The sequence below is a fragment of the Pedobacter sp. AJM genome, from assembly GCF_002197755.1.
Classification (GTDB): domain Bacteria; phylum Bacteroidota; class Bacteroidia; order Sphingobacteriales; family Sphingobacteriaceae; genus Pedobacter.
This window is the reverse complement of the sequence record NZ_NHOT01000008.1, coordinates 92,300-110,741: the sequence shown is the minus strand read 5'-3', so window position 1 is coordinate 110,741 and position 18,442 is coordinate 92,300. Positions and strand designations below refer to the sequence as shown.

13 protein-coding genes are annotated in these 18,442 nt (G+C 38.6%); 9 read left to right on the top strand and 4 right to left on the bottom strand.

Annotated features, from left to right (window positions below):
• Positions 1-258 precede the first annotated feature (258 nt).
• Complete coding sequence (locus CBW18_RS15610; RefSeq protein WP_088302254.1) at positions 259-732, top strand: hypothetical protein; 474 nt, start codon at positions 259-261, stop codon at positions 730-732.
• Between the two features lie 80 nt (positions 733-812).
• On the opposite strand, the gene CBW18_RS15605 is transcribed toward CBW18_RS15610, so the two are convergent.
• Positions 813-2,594, bottom strand: coding sequence for a M61 family metallopeptidase (locus CBW18_RS15605; RefSeq protein ID WP_253249060.1), 1,782 nt, complete (start codon positions 2,592-2,594; stop codon positions 813-815).
• A 355-nt stretch (positions 2,595-2,949) separates the two neighbouring features.
• On the opposite strand from CBW18_RS15605, the gene CBW18_RS15600 reads away from it, so the two are divergent.
• From CBW18_RS15600 to htpG, 6 genes are all read left to right on the top strand, one after another.
• Positions 2,950-4,029, top strand: coding sequence for an efflux RND transporter periplasmic adaptor subunit (locus CBW18_RS15600; RefSeq protein WP_088302252.1), 1,080 nt, complete (start codon positions 2,950-2,952; stop codon positions 4,027-4,029).
• Positions 4,030-4,031: 2 nt separating this feature from the next.
• Positions 4,032-7,142, top strand: coding sequence for an efflux RND transporter permease subunit (locus CBW18_RS15595; protein ID WP_088302251.1), 3,111 nt, complete (start codon positions 4,032-4,034; stop codon positions 7,140-7,142).
• A 1-nt stretch (position 7,143) separates the two neighbouring features.
• Entirely contained in the window at positions 7,144-8,454 is a 1,311-nt protein-coding gene (locus tag CBW18_RS15590; RefSeq protein ID WP_088302250.1) for a TolC family protein, read from the top strand.
• 367 nt (positions 8,455-8,821) lie between these two features.
• On the top strand, positions 8,822-9,685 hold the full coding sequence (locus CBW18_RS15585; protein WP_253249059.1) for an N-acetylglucosamine kinase: 864 nt from the start codon (positions 8,822-8,824) through the stop codon (positions 9,683-9,685).
• A gap of 117 nt (positions 9,686-9,802) precedes the next feature.
• The gene (locus CBW18_RS15580) at positions 9,803-10,195 is read left to right on the top strand and encodes a PleD family two-component system response regulator (RefSeq protein ID WP_088302249.1); all 393 of its coding nucleotides are present in this window, start codon (positions 9,803-9,805) and stop codon (positions 10,193-10,195) included.
• Between the two features lie 180 nt (positions 10,196-10,375).
• Positions 10,376-12,262, top strand: a complete 1,887-nt coding sequence (gene htpG / locus CBW18_RS15575) for a molecular chaperone HtpG (RefSeq protein WP_216359253.1) — start codon at positions 10,376-10,378, stop codon at positions 12,260-12,262.
• Between the two features lie 139 nt (positions 12,263-12,401).
• Here htpG and CBW18_RS15570 read toward each other — a convergent pair whose 3' ends face one another.
• Entirely contained in the window at positions 12,402-12,890 is a 489-nt protein-coding gene (locus CBW18_RS15570; RefSeq protein WP_088302248.1) for a type I restriction enzyme HsdR N-terminal domain-containing protein, read from the bottom strand.
• 418 nt (positions 12,891-13,308) lie between these two features.
• On the opposite strand from CBW18_RS15570, the gene CBW18_RS15560 reads away from it, so the two are divergent.
• A complete protein-coding gene (locus tag CBW18_RS15560; protein WP_088302246.1) occupies positions 13,309-14,049 on the top strand; it encodes a LytTR family DNA-binding domain-containing protein in 741 nt (246 codons plus the stop codon).
• Positions 14,050-14,196: 147 nt separating this feature from the next.
• Here CBW18_RS15560 and CBW18_RS21450 read toward each other — a convergent pair whose 3' ends face one another.
• Positions 14,197-14,337, bottom strand: coding sequence for a hypothetical protein (locus tag CBW18_RS21450; RefSeq protein WP_172406550.1), 141 nt, complete (start codon positions 14,335-14,337; stop codon positions 14,197-14,199).
• Between the two features lie 140 nt (positions 14,338-14,477).
• Here CBW18_RS21450 and CBW18_RS15555 point away from each other — a divergent pair, with 140 nt between their 5' ends.
• On the top strand, positions 14,478-15,593 hold the full coding sequence (locus CBW18_RS15555; protein ID WP_088302245.1) for a sensor histidine kinase: 1,116 nt from the start codon (positions 14,478-14,480) through the stop codon (positions 15,591-15,593).
• Here CBW18_RS15555 and CBW18_RS15550 read toward each other — a convergent pair.
• Positions 15,583-18,381, bottom strand: coding sequence for a lantibiotic dehydratase (locus CBW18_RS15550; protein WP_088302244.1), 2,799 nt, complete (start codon positions 18,379-18,381; stop codon positions 15,583-15,585). The two genes, CBW18_RS15555 and CBW18_RS15550, sit on opposite strands and share 11 nt — an antisense overlap.
• Positions 18,382-18,442 lie beyond the last annotated feature (61 nt).

The following is an 18,442-nucleotide window of genomic DNA, read 5'->3' as shown; positions in this document are numbered from 1 at the left end:
ATATATTTGGTTAAGTTAAAAAAATCAACATAAAAGACCTCACATCTGTATATGTTTCTTGTCAAATAATTTTGCCTAAAGCCGGAAAACCAGCACAAAGCTCATTACCTGAAATATTTGACTAAACTTAAGAATTCCATAATTACTATGCAAGCATTGTTTTTTAACATTAATTTTTTTACCCTCAAAACATAATCGGCATTAAAGTTGTTAGGCAGATCGTAATTAAAAAAAATATTAATTTTAAAAAGCTCATTTATGAAGAAGTTATTTACAATTTTAGGATGCATTGCTTTATTTGCTGTTACAACAACAACGGTTAAAGCACAAAATTACAAAAACGCAATCGGTGGTCGTTTTGGAACAGCTAATGGTGTGAGTTTTAAAACTGGCCTGAATAAAGGTGCTATGTTGGAGTTAATTGGTAATTTCAGAAGCTCAAAGGGCGTAGACTATTTAAGATTAACTGGTTTGTATGAAGTTTACAATCCAATTAATGGTGCTGATGGCCTTACCTGGTATTATGGCGGTGGTGGTACCATTGGTTCATACAAAGTAAAGGGCTTTGATAGCGATGTTTATTTAGGATTAAACGGTGTTTTAGGTTTAGATTATAAATTCAGAGGTGCTCCAATCAATTTATCTTTGGATTGGGTTCCTACTTTACAATTAACACCTGATACAGATTTTTATAGCGGTGATGTAGGCTTAGGCGTTCGTTTCACTTTCTAGAAAATGATTTCATAAAAAAGTCCTGCTAGATTTATTTCTTGCAGGACTTTTTTGTGGACGATAAACTCACAACTCCAAACTTATTTCCCCGTCCATTTAGCAAATACCGCTTTCTGCTCAGATGTGGCATGCTCATTAATAGTAGCTTTTAAACGCACACTTGGATTTTCCTTTAATGTTAAAGCAATTTCTTTTTCCAAACCATCACGCATTACCTTCAGCTTCAGCACATCACCTATATTTTTCTTTGAAACCAGTGGCAAGGTTTCCAGTGAAATCATCGGACTTCTTAATTTAATGTTAGACAAAGCATCGTTAACACTAACACCATCTAAAGAAACAATTTCATCATTTACATTTAAACCGCTTATCCAGGCTGCCGAATTTCTGGTTACTGAAGTAACACTAAGAGTACCGTTGTTGGTTAATTGGCCGGAAGCACCACTTACCGGTTTACCTGGTGTAGCATTTTCTGTGGTAACATCTACCCCAGCCATTTTAAAATATTTCTGATATTCCACATCATCCACGCCATTCACATACTTTGCCCAGAAATTAGTGAAACTGATTCCTGCAATTTTTTCCACCATGGCTTTAAATTCTGCATCGGTATAGCCACGTTTCAATGTTTTGCATTGCAGGTACATGGCTTTCATCACATCATCAAGGCTTTTGGTTCCTTTTGTGGCGTTAATAATTTCCAGGTCCATCAAAATACCAATGACCTCACCTTTACTGTAATAGGATATGGAATTATTCTTTGAATTTTCATTTGGACGATAGCCAATAATCCACGCATCATAACTGGATGATGCTGCCGACTGGTATTTGGCACCAGGTGTATTCACCACTGTACCAACGGCACCTGCCAGATCATTTACAAACTGAGCCGCATCATTAAAGCCAGCCCTTTGCATATATTTATTTTCATAATAAGAGGTAAAACCCTCTGCCACCCAGAGATTGGTGGTGTAATTTTCATTGTCATAATCGAAAGGGCCTAAAGCCACCGGACGTAAACGCTTTACATTCCATAGGTGATGATATTCATGCGCCACCAGGGCAAGGAAACCTTTATACCCTGCTTCAGTATTATAGGCATTTCTGCTTGCCCCCAAAGTGGTAGAATTTAAATGCTCCAAGCCGCCGCCGCCCCTTAAAAAATTATGCACGATAAAAACATAATGTTTGTTGGGGTTTTCACCATAAACTTTAGTAGGCTCCTCCACAATTTTAGCCATATCTACTTTCAGCTTTTCTTTATCGTAGTTTCCGCCGCCATACATGGCTACCTCGTGACGTACTCCCGCTGCCATAAATTCAAAAACATCCTGGTTGCCTACTTCAATGGGACTATCGTATAAAATATCAAAGTCAGTGGCTTTGTAAGTAAACTGCTGACCGGCAACAGGCTCCAAACCAGTAGACACTTTACTCCAGGTATTAAACGGAATAATCTTTACTGTACTTGGCGATTTGATCATGCCATCGGGATGCATAAAAATCCCTGTCGGCGATAAAAAAGCGTGAGACTCATCTATGAATGGTGTACGCACAGAAATTTCAAATGCATAAACACGGTAGTTGATTTTGATATTGGCTGATTTTGCCGAGAAAATGCGCCAGGTATTTTTTCTTACCTTCTCTACCTTTACGGCTTTGCCGGATGCAGTGGCTTTAAATTCCTCTACACTTTTTTCAAATTCACGTACCAGATAAGATCCTGGTGTCCAAACCGGCATTTTAACATCAACATAATCTTTAACCAAACCAGAGATATTCATCTGAACTTCTGCATAATGTGCCTGTGGTTCTTTAAAAGAAACTTCAAAGCCAATTTTTACCTGCGCCTTCGCTGCCATAATACATGTTAGTAATAAAACTAAACCTAAAATTGATTTTTTAATAAACATATTAATGTGATTTGCCACAAATTTATATTTATTGCTTAGTTTTTCGAATTAAAAACGGCGAAGAGGTGTAAAATTGTTGGGAGTTTTTAGTTTGAAGTCATGAGCTGATAGTCTTGAGTACAAAGTCTGCAGTCGCAAGTCTACTAAAGACGATGGAATGAAGACTCAGGAATAAATACTCAAAGCTAAGTAACATCCTTAATACAACAAATTTAGGACTAAACTATTTGGATATTTTTACACTCTATTAGCAGGCATTAAAATAACATTAGTGCAGGTTAAGGGGTACTACACAAATATAAACATGAAGAAAAGGTATATTATCTATGCTGTTTTGGCTCTGGGCTTGGCCTATCTGGTTTATTACAGAGTTAACGCAAACAAAAAAATAGATGGAAAAGGTGCGGGTACAACCGGTAAAAGTGGCAATTCTAAAAATCCAGCACTGGTTGTTGACGGAATTATAGTAAAACCAACCTCTTTTGATAACGATCTGGAAGTAACTGGCGCCATTGACGCCAATGAATCTGTTGTTTTAAAAAGTGAAATCTCGGGTCTGGTAACAGGCATCTATTTTAAAGAAGGCACTCAGGTAACTAAGGGCAGTGTATTGGTTAAAATAAACGACAGGGATCTCCAGGCACAGTTGCAGGAAGCCATTACGAAACAAAAACTTTCCGGGACAAATGAGAACCGGGCTAAACAGCTATTGGAAAAAGGTGCGATCAGTCAGGAAGAATATGATACTTCCCTGGCCGATTCCAGGTCGTTGCAGTCGCAATCACAATTGGTTAGGGCTCAGCTGGCGAAAGCCACCATCCGGGCCCCATTTTCCGGAAGAATCGGTTTGCGCAGCATCTCTGAGGGCACTTATATCACGCCATCAACCGTAATAGCCAATCTGGTGAGTACCAATCCCATTAAAATTACCTTTTCCATTCCGGAGAAATATGCGGGTCAAATCAAATCCGGTTCAACCATTACCTTTACTACTGATGGATCAGCTAAGGAAAATACCGGAAAAGTGTATGCCATAGAGCCCGGAATTAATGCTGCCACCAGAACTTTACAAATCAGGGCTTTGGCACCAAATGCCGATAATGCTTTATTGCCCGGATCTTTCGCCAAAATCAAACTGGCCTTAAATACCTTGCAAAATGCAATCCTGATTCCTAACCAGGCTGTTGTGCCGGTTTTAAAGGGAAAGATTGTATATATCCAGAAAAATGGCAAGGCGAAGGAGGTAAAAGTAGAAGCAGGGACGCGTACTGATGAAAATATAGTCATAACATCAGGTTTAAATGTTGGTGATACCGTACTGACCACCGGTTCAATGGCACTAAAGCAAGATGCACCGGTAAAAGTTCATCTGGTTAAACAATAGATATGAGTATTTCTACCACGAGTATAAAGAGGCCTGTACTGGCTATCGTAATGAACTTGCTGATTGTGCTTTTCGGCATTATCGGCTATACCTTCCTGGGTGTAAGGGAATATCCTTCCATTGACCCAACAGTTGTATCAGTGAGAACTTCTTACCCCGGTGCCAATTCTGATATTATTGAATCGCAGATTACAGAACCTTTAGAAAAATCCATCAATTCCATTGATGGGATCCGGAATATCTCCTCTTCCAGTAATCAGGGTACCAGTAATATCACCATTGAGTTTAACCTGGATAAGAATATTGAAGAGGCAGCGAATGATGTCCGGGATAAAGTTTCGCAGGCCGGCAGAACGTTGCCAAAAGACATTGACGGTTTACCTGTGGTAAGCAAAGCAGATGCAAACTCCGATCCGATTTTATCCATGACCATTCAAAGCGACAAAAGAAATACGCTGGAATTGAGTGATTTTGCCGAAAATGTAATTGCCGACCGGATTCAAACCATTCCGGGCGTAAGTAGTGTGCAGATTCAGGGCCAGCGGAAATACGCCATGCGAATCTGGATGGACCCCAACAAACTCAGCGCATATGGTTTAACTTCACAGGATATTGTAACAGCATTAGATAATGAAAATGTAGAATTACCTTCAGGAAAAATTACCGGTGCCACCACAGAATTAACGGTTAAGACGCTTGGGAAGTTAACCGATGAAAACCAGTTCAACAACCTGATTTTAAAATCAGACAGTAACCAGGTCGTCAAATTAAAAGATGTGGGTTATGCTGTTTTGGGTCCGGAAAATGAAGAAACCATTTTAAGGGAATCCGGCAAGCCCATGGTTGCAGTAGCCATTATCCCTCAACCCGGCGCCAATTATCTTGACATCAGCAAAGAATTTTATAAACGTTTTGATAAGTTAAAAGCTGATATTCCCCAGGATATTAAACTAAAAGTTGCCCTGGATAATACGCTTTTCATCAAACGTTCGGTAACGGAAGTTGCCGAAACAATTGGTTTATCACTCCTACTGGTGATTCTGATCATCTACCTGTTTTTCAGAGACTGGGCCATTGCTTTCCGGCCACTCATTGATATCCCGGTATCATTGGTTTTTACCTTCTTTATTATGTATGCCTTCGGCTTTTCCATCAATGTTTTAAGCTTACTGGCTATTGTGCTGGCCACGGGGCTGGTGGTTGATGATGGTATTGTAGTGACCGAAAATATTTTTAAGAAAGTTGAAGAAGGCATGTCGCCTTTTGAAGCAGCGATTAAAGGCTCAAATGAAATTTTCTTTGCAGTAATTTCCATTTCCATTACCCTGGCAGCGGTATTTTTACCAGTAATCTTTTTACAAGGCTTTGTAGGGCGATTGTTCCGAGAATTTGGCGTGGTAATTGGCGCAGCCGTTTTAATTTCGGCATTCGTATCGCTTACCCTTACCCCAATGTTAAATGCTTATTTAATGAAACCGGGCGGACATAAGCCTTCCAGATTCTACAATTGGACGGAGCCTTATTTTGTTAAGTTAAATGATTCATATGCATCAAACCTGAATAAATTCTTAGATCGCCGATGGCTTTCCATTCCCATCATTGTGGTTTGTATGGGACTGATTTTTCTATTCTGGAAACTGCTACCTAAAGAAACTGCGCCTTATGATGACAGAAGTGCCATTAACATCAGTGCAACCACACCCGAAGGCTCATCTTTTGCCTATACTGATCAGTTTATCATGAAACTGAATCAGCTGGTTATTGATTCTGTTCCAGAGAAAAACGTGAACATCACCATTACCTCACCTGGGTTTGGAGGTTCCGGTTCGGTAAATTCCGGTTTTGTAAGGATGGGATTGGTTAATCCTGAAGACCGGGAGCGATCGCAAAAAGACATCGCTGATATGCTGACCAGAATTACCAAAAAATACAGTGAAGGAAAAACAATTGTTAACCAGCAACCCACTATTTCCGTAGGCCGCAGGGGTGGCTTACCAATCAGCTATATCATTCAGGCACAAAATTTTGACAAACTAAGAGAGAAAATCCCTTTGTTTATGGATGCAGTGGCAAAAGATCCAACCTTTACCGTTTCTGATGTTAACCTGAAATTTAATAAACCAGAAATTAACCTCACCATTGACAGGGATAAGGCTAAAAACCTGGGTGTTTCTATCTCTGCCATTGCACAAACCCTGAACTTAGGTTTAAGCGGACAACGTTTTTCGTATTTCTTTATGAATGGAAAACAATACCAGGTTATCGGTCAGTTTGACCGTGGCGACAGGAAAGATCCGCTGGATTTAAGTTCTGTGTATGTGCGTAGCGATAAAGGTGAACTGGTACAGCTGGACAACCTGGTGACAGCGAAAGAAGAAAGCAGTCCGCCGCAATTATACCGGAACAACCGTTTTATTGCCGCTACCGTATCTGCAGGATTGGCCCCTGGCAAAAGTATAGGTGAAGGGATTGATGCGATGGACGCCATTTCAGCAAAAATCCTGGATGAAACTTTTTCAACAGATTTAAGTGGCGAATCACGGGATTTTAAGGAAAGTTCTTCAAACACTTTTTTCGCTTTCGGCTTAGCCCTGTTATTGGTTTACCTCATTCTTTCAGCACAGTTTGAAAGTTTCAAAGATCCGATCATCATTATTCTGACCGTACCAATGGCAGTTGCAGGCGCGTTCTTATCGCTGTGGTTATGTGGTCAGAGCTGGAATATCTTCAGCCAGATCGGAACCATTATGCTGATTGGCCTGGTAACGAAAAATGGTATCCTGATAGTAGAGTTTGCCAATCAGTTGAAAGAAAAAGGCGTCCCCATTGCAGAAGCCATCCGCGAGGCATCTGTTTCGCGTTTGCGGCCGATTTTGATGACAAGTTTAGCCATTGCCATTGGTGCCCTGCCTATTGCTTTGGCTTTGGGTGCTGCAGCAAAAAGCAGGATGAGTATGGGAACGGTGATTGTTGGCGGAACGATGTTTTCACTGATACTAACACTGTTTGTTATTCCAGCCATATATTCCTATTGGGCAAAGCCGTACAAACCCAACAAACAATTAAAAGATGCGCATCGCTTCGAAGAAGAAGCCTTAAACACAGCACATTAAGATGAGCATAAAGATCAAAACATTCATCATCCTTTTAAGCCTGTCAATTTCAGGATTTGCACAGGAAAAGCTCAGTTTGCAGGAAGCCATTACGGTTGCTTTGCAAAACAATTACGACATTAAAATCAGCAGGAATGATCTGTCTATTACCCGGAACAATGCCAATATTGGCAATGCAGGCATGTTGCCCAATGTAATCGGAACATACAGCAATGGCGGAAGTATTCAGAATACCCGCCAAACTCCGGTTACCGGAGAAGACCGGGTTATCCGCGGTGCAAGAAGTACAAATAACGATTTGGGTGCAGATTTAAACTGGACCATTTTTGATGGTTTTACCATGTTCGCCAATTATGATCGTTTAAAAGAACTGCAAAAACAAGGAGAGGTAAACGCCAGACTTAATATTTTAACTACGGTTTCGGATGTAATTACCGCCTATTATGATGTTGTACGGCAGCAACAATTGCTGGTAGCAGCCGATAGTGCCATGGATGTTTCTGTTTTGCGAACCAATATCGCAAACACCAAACTGCAGCTGGGCCGGGGATCAAAGCTTGATGTTTTAACAGCACAGGTAGATTACAATACAGATACCTCCAGTTATCTGCAAATTAAAAATGCCTTACAGGTGGCTAAGGTTCGCCTAAACCAACTGATGGTGCGTGATATCAGCAGCCAGTTTTCTGTAGGGAATGAAATTGATGTCAATACCGGAATCCTCTTTAGCAAGCAGGCTGAAATTGCAGCAAAGCAAAATCCTGATTTACAGAATGCATTTATCAATCAGAAGATAGCATCATTAAATTTAAAGGCCATCCGTGGTGCAAGGTATCCGGCCATCAGTTTAAACTCAGGCTACAGCCGCACCAATAGTACCAGTCCGACAGGTTTTAACCAGAAGTTTGCCGCGAATGGCTTTACCTATGGTGTAACAGCCAGTTTGAATATCTTTAATGGTTTTTTACAACGCCAGAATGAGCGTAACGCGAAAATTAATATTGAGACGTCAAAGCTCAACTTTGAAAAAACGAAGCTCGATGTCAATTCCCAGTTATTAACGGCCTATCAAAACTACAGTACTTATCTGGATCTGATTAAGCTGGAACAGCGAAACGTTGACCTGGCTAAAGAAAACTTAGATATTACCCTGGCTAAATATCGTTTAGGAAGCATTGCCCCGCTTGAATTGCGTGAGGCCCAACGCAATGCCATCGAAGCACAGAATCGGTTCATCGAAATGCAGTTTCAAGCCAAGTTAGCCGAAACGACACTAAAAGAAATTAGCGGAAATATTGATTTAGGAAATTAGTTTGCCATTTAGCTTTAATCGATGGAAAAGTAGATGAAAATGGCTCAATTACTTTTAGAGGCCTGGCAGCTATGGATAGCCTAAAGCTAATTGATTATGCATTTACTAAAAACATAAAGGTTGGTAGCAAAAATGGAGACTTTAAAACAGCAAGGATGGATACTTTAAGTGATTGCGAAATAAGAAGTGTGATTCGTTATATTAAAGACTTTGGCAGAGATATCCCAATGCCGACCCAATAATTTTAAGGTTTATCAGTATAAGAATCAAATAATATTAGGTAAACGGATATTGAATCAACCCTATTTAGAAGTAACGAAATTATTGCAAGTATAATATTCTCTAATTAATATTTATATTTATTGCCATGATACTTGTTGCAGATAGTGGCTCATCAAAAACAGATTGGATGGGTTATCTTAATGGCGAAACCATAAGATTTAATACCACTGGAATAAACCCCTATTTTTTGAGTGAACAGGAAATTTCGAAATTGATTTCGAAAAATGAAACTTTAATACAATATGCTGATCAGGTAAAGGAAATTTACTTTTTTGGTGCCGGTTGCTCCTCCCCTGATAAACATGAAGTGGTTTCCAATGGATTATCTGAAGTGTTTCAAAATGCCTTTATTTCCGTAGATCATGATTTGCTCGGGTCGGTATATGCCACCTGCGGAAATACAGAAGGCTTAAATTGCATCTTAGGCACGGGATCTAATATCTGCTATTTTGACGGCAAAAAGATTCATGATGGCCATCACGGTCTTGGTTACGTTTTAGGTGATGAAGGCTCAGGCACCTTCTTTGGCAAAAAAGTATTGCTGGCTTATTTATACAACAAAATGCCATCAGGTCTGGCTGCAGCATTCAAAAAAGCTTTCCCGGCAGATAAGGAGCAAATTATCACTAACGTATACCAAAAGCCTTTCCCTAATATTTACCTGGCCGGCTTCAGCCGTTTTATGGCCAGCCATTGCGACCATCCTTTTATTCAGAATATTTTAAAAACCGGATTCCAGGAATTTGTAGACTCCAACATTAAGGATTATCCGAAATACAGAGATGTTCCCTGCCATTTTGTGGGTTCCATAGCCTACTATTACCAGGATACCCTGATGGAGGTTTTAGCAGATAATGGAATCAAAGCGGGCAAAATATTGCAGAAACCCATAGAAGATCTCTTCCATTTCATCCTTCAGAAGGAAGGAATTGCACGCCAGGCAAGCTGATTTTTTTTTAAAAAACCCCTGACTGTATAAACTTATTGTTAAAATATTTTTAAGATTGTAAACTTAACAAGATACATTTTGTTATATTTTTAGCAGCAAATAAATGGATTAGAACATATGAAAAGAATACTGGTAGTAGATGATGACATTGAGGTTTTAGAAACCATACAATTAATACTGGAAATCGGCGGATTCAAAGTTTCGTCACTTAATGATGGTGAAGAGGTATTTAACCGCATTGAGAGTTTTAAACCAGATTTGATCTTGCTCGACATATCACTTGGCCATATTGATGGTCGTGTTTTATGTGAGCAGTTAAAATCCATCGAAAGTACCTCCAAAATTCCAATTCTGCTGATCTCAGGCCTTTATAATCCTGAAGATTTTACCACACTGAATTACGGCCAGGACGATTTCCTTTCGAAACCATTTCAAATGGATGTACTCCTGAAAAAAATCACCAAAATTCTTTCATTAGAAGAAGATAAACCTAGTTTTCACTTAAACTAAATCAATACTTCATATTATTTAAACCCAAAAAACCAACCGTTTTTTGGGTTTTTGTTTTAAGGCCATTTATCAGCATGTGAAACTTCATTGGCGGCACCTATTCAACTGTCATTTTGTCAATTAAATTCATTTGGAACAAGCATTGATATGCAGGTAGTAGATTAAACAATTTATTTACATATGAGCATTCAAGAAAAAGGAAACATCTCCATACACACCGAGAACATTTTCCCGATAATTAAAAAGTTTTTATACTCTGATAACGAGATTTTCCTCCGCGAGTTGGTTTCAAACGCTGTAGACGCGGTTCAGAAAATCAAAAGACTGGGTTCATTAGGTCAGTTTAACGGCGAGGTCGGACAGCCCTTGGTAAAAGTGGCTGTAGATAAAGAAGCTAAAACCATCACCATCAGTGATAATGGTTTGGGAATGACTGCCGAAGAAATTAAAAAATATATTAACCAGGTGGCATTTTCTGGCGCAAGTGAGTTTGTAGAGAAATTTAAAGATGCTAAAGATGCCAATGAAATCATCGGTAAATTTGGTTTAGGTTTTTACTCGGCATTTATGGTGGCTGATTTGGTAGAAATCCAAACCTTATCTTATCAGGATGGTGCAGAACCAGCGCGCTGGGTTTGTGATGGCAGCACAGAATTTGAAATAACCGAGGGCACCAAAACTACCCGGGGTACAGATATTATCCTTCATGTTAATAAAGATTCAGAAGAGTTTTTGGAAGAATCGAAATTACAGGAAATCCTGAATAAATATGCTAAATTCTTACCTGTTCCCATTCAGTTTGGTACGAAGACAGAATCTGTCGAAGATGGCGAAGATGAAGAAGGAAAGAAAAAATATAAAGATGTTGAAGTTGATAACATCATCAATACCACTAACCCGATCTGGACAAAAGCACCTGCAGATTTGTCAGATGAGGATTACTTAAACTTCTATCGCGAATTATATCCGTTTAGTGAAGAGCCCTTATTCTGGATTCACCTGAATGTTGATTATCCTTTTAATTTAACCGGCGTATTATACTTCCCGAAATTGAAAAACGATTTCGAAATGCAACGCAACAAAATCAAATTATATTCCCGCCAGGTATTCATTACCGATGAGGTGAAGGATATTGTTCCGGAGTTTTTAATGTTGCTTCATGGTGTAATTGACTCACCTGATATTCCGTTAAACGTATCACGCAGTTTCTTACAGGCAGATAGTAATGTAAAAAAAATCAACAACTACATTACTAAAAAAGTTGCTGATAAATTAGCGGAGTTATTTACAAAAGACCGTAAAGCTTTTGAAGATAAATGGAAAGATATTGGCTTGTTCGTTAAATACGGCATGATCAGTGAAGATAAATTCTATGATAAGGCAAAAGATTTTGCGTTGGTTGGCAACACTAAAAATGAACTTTTCACCTTAAATGAATACAAAGAAAAGGTTGCACCTCTGCAAACCGATAAAAACGGAACGGTAGTTTATTTGTACTCAAATGATGCAGCCAAACAAGATGCATTTATTCAATCGGCTAATAAGAAAGATTATGATGTTCTGGTATTAGATTCACCAATAGACAATCACTTTATTAACCAGATGGAGCAAAAACTGGAAAAAACATCGATCAAACGGGTAGATTCCAGTGTTGCGGATAAACTGATTGAAAAAGATGAAGTGAATGAACATGTATTATCTGAAGATCAGGTTAAAGAAGTAACAGCTATTTTTGAAAAGGCAATTACCAAACCAGGCATGCAGGTAGAGGTAATTGCATTAAATCCGGATGAGTTACCGGTAACGATTACGATGGATGAATTTATGCGCCGCATGAAAGACATGGCGGCCATGGGTGGCGGAATGGGTTTCTATGGTCAGATGCCTGATAACTACAAGGTAGCCATTAATGGAAACCACAAATTGGTAAGTAAAATTCTGAAAGCTGAAGGCGAAGAACAAAGCAACCTGGCTAAACAGGCTGTAGATTTGGCTTTATTGGCTCAGGGTATGTTAACAGGTGCAGAATTAACCGCATTTGTGAGCAGAAGCGTAGCATTAATTTAAGCTTTATTCATGATTGATAAAGGGAGAAATCGGAAGGTTTCTCCCTTTTTATTTTTAGCCAGGCATAAAAAAAGTCCTGACTGATCAGGACCTCATGTTATAGAATTTTTCGGGAACTTTAAGGTATGCGTAAAAGTATTTAGCTGGCTACATTTTTTTGATCAACATTAAAGTAGTCTTTATGTTCTTCAATCATTTTGGCAATGGTTGCAGCTTTTGTATCAGTTAATTTAAATTCAAATAATGGCTCCTGGTTTTTCTTTGATCTCACCATTTTCTCTGTGTAAAAACGGTATACCAGGCCATTGGTTAAGAGGCCATATTTAGCTTTGGTTTTACGAAAATATTTCGACAAACGGGAATCATGAATATCCAGGCTGTCTTCATGGTGTTTACATTCTACTAAAATAGTTGGCTCTCCATCTTTCATAATGGTATAATCAACTTTTTTACTTTTTTTTACACCAAAATCCATTACTGCTTCAGACTGAACTTCTGAAGGATCGAAGCCTAGTATTTGAATGAAAGGCATTACCAATGCATTCCGGGTTAAATCTTCTGTTTGAACTTGTGGGAGCATTTTTTTGATCCTGACAGCAAATTGCCCTATTTCGTCTTTAAGTTCCATGATGTGTATATATGTTTAGAGGTATCTTTATCAATAGCATTTTTTAAATGCTTTAGTCCTGTATTTGCCAGATTACTATATGCTTTGCTACCCTAAAACCCAGTGTTGTATGGCCTGTTTAAAATGATATTTTTAACAGGCTACACAAGCGCTTGGGCAGGCAGATGTTAGTTAATTAAAATGATGATCTTTTAAAGATCAGTCATCTCAATCATTTGTTTTTGGCAAACATCTTAAAGATTGGAAAAATATGATCAGCTGGATATTTTTTTACATGAACCTACCAGTTTATTACACGAAACCCGTAGATTTTTAGACGAAACCGATGTTACGTTTTTTTTAAGGGGGGAAGATAAATACAAGCCGTTTTTTATTTATCTTGCATTGAAATCATTACAGGCCATATTATATAACTATCATGAATCTAAAATGCGTTGTTATTGACGACGAACAACATGCAATTGAGGTCATTACCGATCATATCGCGGAAATGCCAGGCTTAACTATATTTAAGACATTTACCAGTCCTATTCAGGCATTAACAGAACTAAGCTTAAGTGACGATATAGACCTGTTATTTATGGATATTGACATGCCTGGTATCAATGGCCTGGAGTTAGCTAAAAACATCAGAGAAAAAGCAAAGTACCTGATTTTTACCACAGCGCATCCTGATTATGCGCTGCAGGCTTTTGATGTACAGTCGGATCAATACCTATTAAAGCCAATATCATTTGCAAAATTTGCCCTGGGCATTGACCGGATTCTTAAAAAAGAAGCAAATCACAGCAGAACGGCTAAAGAACCAGATCATGCCGCAGCTCTTTATATTAAAGGCGACCATAAATATGCTTTTTCCAATATTGCCATTGATGAAATACTTTACATCAAGGCATTACAGAATTATATACAGATCATTACCAGTACCGAAACCCATATTACTTACCTAACCTTAAAGGAGATCGATAAGGCTTTAGAACGACATCCGTTTATCCGGGTAAATAAATCAAATATTGTAGCCAAAGCCGCGATCAAAAAGGTAGATGGAAACATTATCCGCCTGATTAATAATGAAGTAATTCAAATAGGTGAAGGTTATAAAGAAGCCTTCTTTACCTATGTACAAAACAGCTTACTCAAATCAAACAGGAACCAGTAACGCAAATGAAATATTATTGCTATTCTGGTTTTCCGGTTAAATGGATAATTTCCGGTTTAAATTTATTCTTCAAAGGTGGCTTCAGTACCTGATATATAGCTGAATCAATGAAGCCTATTTAACCTTTCAAAGAAGGTAATGCCGATACTAGTTAGCTACAATAAAACTTGTGGCAATACTATGGCTCATATCACCGGTTGGATGAGTAGCAAAATTATCCTGAACTTTAACGGCTTTGTAAATGAAAACAGTTTTTTTTGTAATTTTAGAATGGCCTTGTGGTTTCATATTCGCTTTATTTAAGTTATATTAAATGTTCTTATTATTTATGTAAAGGTGCAGGGTAAACTTCAGGGCAACCACTTTTTTACACAAAACCTTAATTTTAGCAGATAAAATCCATAATTTAATAGATTAACGAATCAAAAATGACCTCCTTTAACCTTAAAACCTATTATAAAAACTACAGACTTCACCTATTAATTTGGAGTATTTATATTTTTTATGATGTATTTATTTTAGGTTTTATATCCAAATTCCGGGAACCCGGAGTTTATGTTATCGTATATATCATCAACATTTTCACCTTTTATTTACAGGCACATCTCTTAAAGAAGATATTAAATGACAACAGCAACTCTGTTAAAATCATAAAAATCCTGTTGCTGGTTGTACTGGTGGTTTGCACGTATATCCTGACTACTCAAGTATTGGTAATAGCCTTTGAGAAACTTAAGTTTATAGACTCAAACGCGTTAAGCATTTTTGACAGAAGTTTTATTTTATCCTGTATTTACAGATCCTTGCTTTTTATTGGTTTTGCTACAGGCTATGTATACATCATTCAATCATTCGAAGACCAGAAAAAGGTTGAAAAATTAGAGCGGCAAAACTTAATCAGCCAGATCCAGAAGCAGAACCTGGAAAATGACCTGGTACAATCGCAGAATAATTTTTTGCGTAGTCAGATCAACCCCCACTTTCTGTTTAATACATTAAATTTTATTTACAATGATACCCGTAAGAAGGCTCCGCTGGCTGCAGATGCCATTATGAATTTATCAGAAATGATGCGTTATGCCTTAAAACAACCCGGAGCTTCAGAAATGGTACCTTTAAGTGAAGAGGTAGAGCAGATTAAACATTTAATCAATTTACATCAGTTACGCACGGCAAACAGCATCAATCTGTCCCTTGAAGTAAAAGGAGATTTATTTGGACTGCGGTTTCCACCGCTTATTCTGCTTACCCTTGTAGAAAATATTTTTAAACATGGAAATGTTTCCCACTCTACCCAACCCGCAGTGATTAAAATAGATTACAGCCTGAATACCTTAATGATCAGCACCATTAATATGATTAATGATGTGAGAGGCAAACATGAAAGCCATCATGTAGGCCTGGAAAATGTGGCCAACCGGTTAAAAAACTTCTATAAGGATGATTATGTTTTTAAACATTATACTGACCCCTTAAACCGCTATGTTACTGAAATATCCGTAAACGTGGTTAACCCCATGGCTAAACTGAACATTACCCGATAGCTTTACTTCGCTGCAGATCTTTTAATAAAAAATAATACATCACCATTTCATGCATGCGCTGATTTTTACTAAAAAGGCGGTTGACATGCATATGCATTAAATCAGTAAAAAGTCTTATCCGCCGGTTTGACTCCGTTTTTTTTAACAGCGTAACCATCGATTGAACCATCTGCTGAAAACACAACTGCTGATCTTCGTCCAATGCTTCCCCCCCAGTACTTTTATAAGACTGATAGTGCTGATTCAGTTGTTTAAAATCGGCCGCATCCAGCTGATGTTCCTCATTAAAGGCATCGGATGTTAGCCTGATCACCCTCCTCAGCTCATCCGTTTCAAAAACCTGCTGATGCGCCAACTGATTTATAATCGCTGCACATAACCTGTATTTACCAAAAGAATCAGCCTGGCTTGCCATAAGGCTCAGTACAAAGTTGCTGTCTGTACTAAAATGAGCTTCCACCGCTGCGATTAGATCGCTGCCATACCGGTCAATTTCGCGCTTATAGGCTTTAGCGTAAAAATCTGATACTAACCCGGCGATAACATAAGGTGAGAGCATATCCGCAAAAGCAGCGCTTAGTTTCTGACCATCTGCCGCACGAAAAAGATTTACCCGGAACCTTAAATGATTCCCATTTTCATTATAGCGGATAAAAAACCAGGCGTTAATTTCACCTTTGTGCCGCTGCAAAAAAGGATCAATAACCTGAAGTAGGATTTCATCGGCGCGATGCTGATGACAAAACAACTCAAAATACAACCATTCCTGACCAGGCAGAAAAATATGCTGGACAGGTACGTCGCTATTTGCATTTAATGCTGACATACCCTGATAAACCAGCTCATTATGGGTAAAACTAAGCATAAATTGAGCGAGGTAAGGCTTAGCTGTTTCATTTACCACTATATTATGCTTTGGTAAGATTACTTCTTCCAGGTAAATGTTGTTATGCTTTTGCATCAGTTGCATAAAGGCCTGCAAATCCTCATCAACGGATAAACTGAAGCACAGCGTCTGATCTGATAAACCGGTTTTAAAATATGCTGAAACGCCTATACCCGTTAGATAATCCCGGCACGCACTTACAGTAAGCTGGACTTTGTCAGGAAAAAGCTTTTTCTTTTCTATCCGCCATTTTTGGGTATTCAATAGGATATTCTGATACTGCAATCTAGGATAGTAATCCAGATCAGGGAAAATATTTTCTAAAGGAAGTGATAAACTGCTTTGGATTCCCTGATGTTGTACGTCGCAAAGCAACCTGAACACTGAAAGATCTGACCTGGTATAATTATATGCTGAAGCCATCCGCGGCATCAAACGTTTGTTTAAGGATTTAGACCTAAGGATAACCTGGTTATTTCTTACTGAAATCAGAATATCACTCACCTGAAGCGGATTTGCTGATGTATCAAAGTTAAGGATAGATAATTGATGGTCATAAACCAGTTTCCGCCTGTTAATATTATCTACATTAGCCTCTACCATATAAGCCACATCAAAAAACAACACATCAGGATTCGCCTTTTTTTCTATTGCTGAAATCTCTTTACAAAAATGTTCTACGGACTGACTTGCCATGGTAAAGCGACCGGTTAATGCATTTGCGGTTACCCCACCGATCTGGTCGATGATAATTTGTTCGTCCGCAATATGCATCAACATGCTGAATGAGTTTGGCAAAACGGCTGGTTTTTCAATCCGATTCAGGTCAAGTTCATTCAGGAAAACAGTTTTTCCACGTTCAAAACTTTCCAGGGAAAGTGCCTTTTTTAATCTTGCCTTTAAATCATCAGTGGTTTTATTATTCCGCTGTTTACTGTTTAAATGTACCATAAGATCATCGCCATCACTACTTTGTTCCAGTTCATCATAACCAATACCCATTTCCGGATCAAGGGCCACCAGGAGTGAAACTTCACGTTGCTCAAACTTTTTCTTAAACTGCTGAATAAAGGTTTTTAAAGCGGCTTTTTCTTCCTTTGGTATAATTTGCTGCAATAACATGAGCATATTAGGAATAAACTTTAAAAGATTCCTGTGTATGCCTCCGGCATTAACCTTACGTTCTGCAATCAGGTATTGGGGTATATTTTCGGTTACTTCCAGGCTGAGTCTTTTAAAATAATCCTCACCAATGATATTGGGATCATGTTCAGCAAAAAGAAGCTGCAGGTCGTGCATATCCTTTAGCAAACCAAGCAACTCTGGTACACGCGCTGCATCCGGCTGAAGTTGATCAACCAGATCTTTAACCTGAACAGGCACTAAACAGGCATTCAGGATCTGTATAATGAAATCGTCTCGATCAATTTCGGCGAGTTCAAAAACGCCTTCCGCACAGGAAATATACCTGATGCCGTTTAAAGTTTCATAAAAGCTGCTGTTGCTCAACAGCCATCCATTTTGTTTAATTGTGTCTTCGAAGTCAAGACTGAGCTGATTGCGGTAAGGCCAGTCGATAAGGCGATGAACAGTTTGTTTATCGGTTATCTGCAAATCGCCTGCCTCATTTTTGATGGCATCATTTAAAATGCTGAAACTTGCAAAGGTGCCATATGGCGTAGAGCGGTATTTCGCCCTGTTAAAATATTTCCATATGGTAAAATAAATTCTGGGTGGCAACGTCTCTAAATCTTTGACTTCTATATCTTTTATTGTTTCATAAAAATCGGCTGATGAGACGGAGATCGCATTTTTCAATTCTGCCCAGCAAGCCTGTAAACCGGCTTGGTAAGAAAAAACAGGGGTTCTGAAAACAATTGTCGGGTGAAGATGGAGTTTCATAAAATAGTATAGACAGCGAAAAATACAAAGATTAATGAGAAATCAGCGAGTATTAAAACTA

Coding starts and splice junctions, on each gene's coding strand:
- CBW18_RS15610 (WP_088302254.1), top strand. CDS start 259: ATGAAGAAGTTATTTACAATTTTAGGATGCATTGCTTTATTTGCTGTT.
- CBW18_RS15605 (WP_253249060.1), bottom strand. CDS start 2,594: ATGGCAGCGAAGGCGCAGGTAAAAATTGGCTTTGAAGTTTCTTTTAAA.
- CBW18_RS15600 (WP_088302252.1), top strand. CDS start 2,950: ATGAAGAAAAGGTATATTATCTATGCTGTTTTGGCTCTGGGCTTGGCC.
- CBW18_RS15595 (WP_088302251.1), top strand. CDS start 4,032: ATGAGTATTTCTACCACGAGTATAAAGAGGCCTGTACTGGCTATCGTA.
- CBW18_RS15590 (WP_088302250.1), top strand. CDS start 7,144: ATGAGCATAAAGATCAAAACATTCATCATCCTTTTAAGCCTGTCAATT.
- CBW18_RS15585 (WP_253249059.1), top strand. CDS start 8,822: ATGATACTTGTTGCAGATAGTGGCTCATCAAAAACAGATTGGATGGGT.
- CBW18_RS15580 (WP_088302249.1), top strand. CDS start 9,803: ATGAAAAGAATACTGGTAGTAGATGATGACATTGAGGTTTTAGAAACC.
- htpG (WP_216359253.1), top strand. CDS start 10,376: ATGAGCATTCAAGAAAAAGGAAACATCTCCATACACACCGAGAACATT.
- CBW18_RS15570 (WP_088302248.1), bottom strand. CDS start 12,890: ATGGAACTTAAAGACGAAATAGGGCAATTTGCTGTCAGGATCAAAAAA.
- CBW18_RS15560 (WP_088302246.1), top strand. CDS start 13,309: ATGAATCTAAAATGCGTTGTTATTGACGACGAACAACATGCAATTGAG.
- CBW18_RS21450 (WP_172406550.1), bottom strand. CDS start 14,337: ATGAAACCACAAGGCCATTCTAAAATTACAAAAAAAACTGTTTTCATT.
- CBW18_RS15555 (WP_088302245.1), top strand. CDS start 14,478: ATGACCTCCTTTAACCTTAAAACCTATTATAAAAACTACAGACTTCAC.
- CBW18_RS15550 (WP_088302244.1), bottom strand. CDS start 18,381: ATGAAACTCCATCTTCACCCGACAATTGTTTTCAGAACCCCTGTTTTT.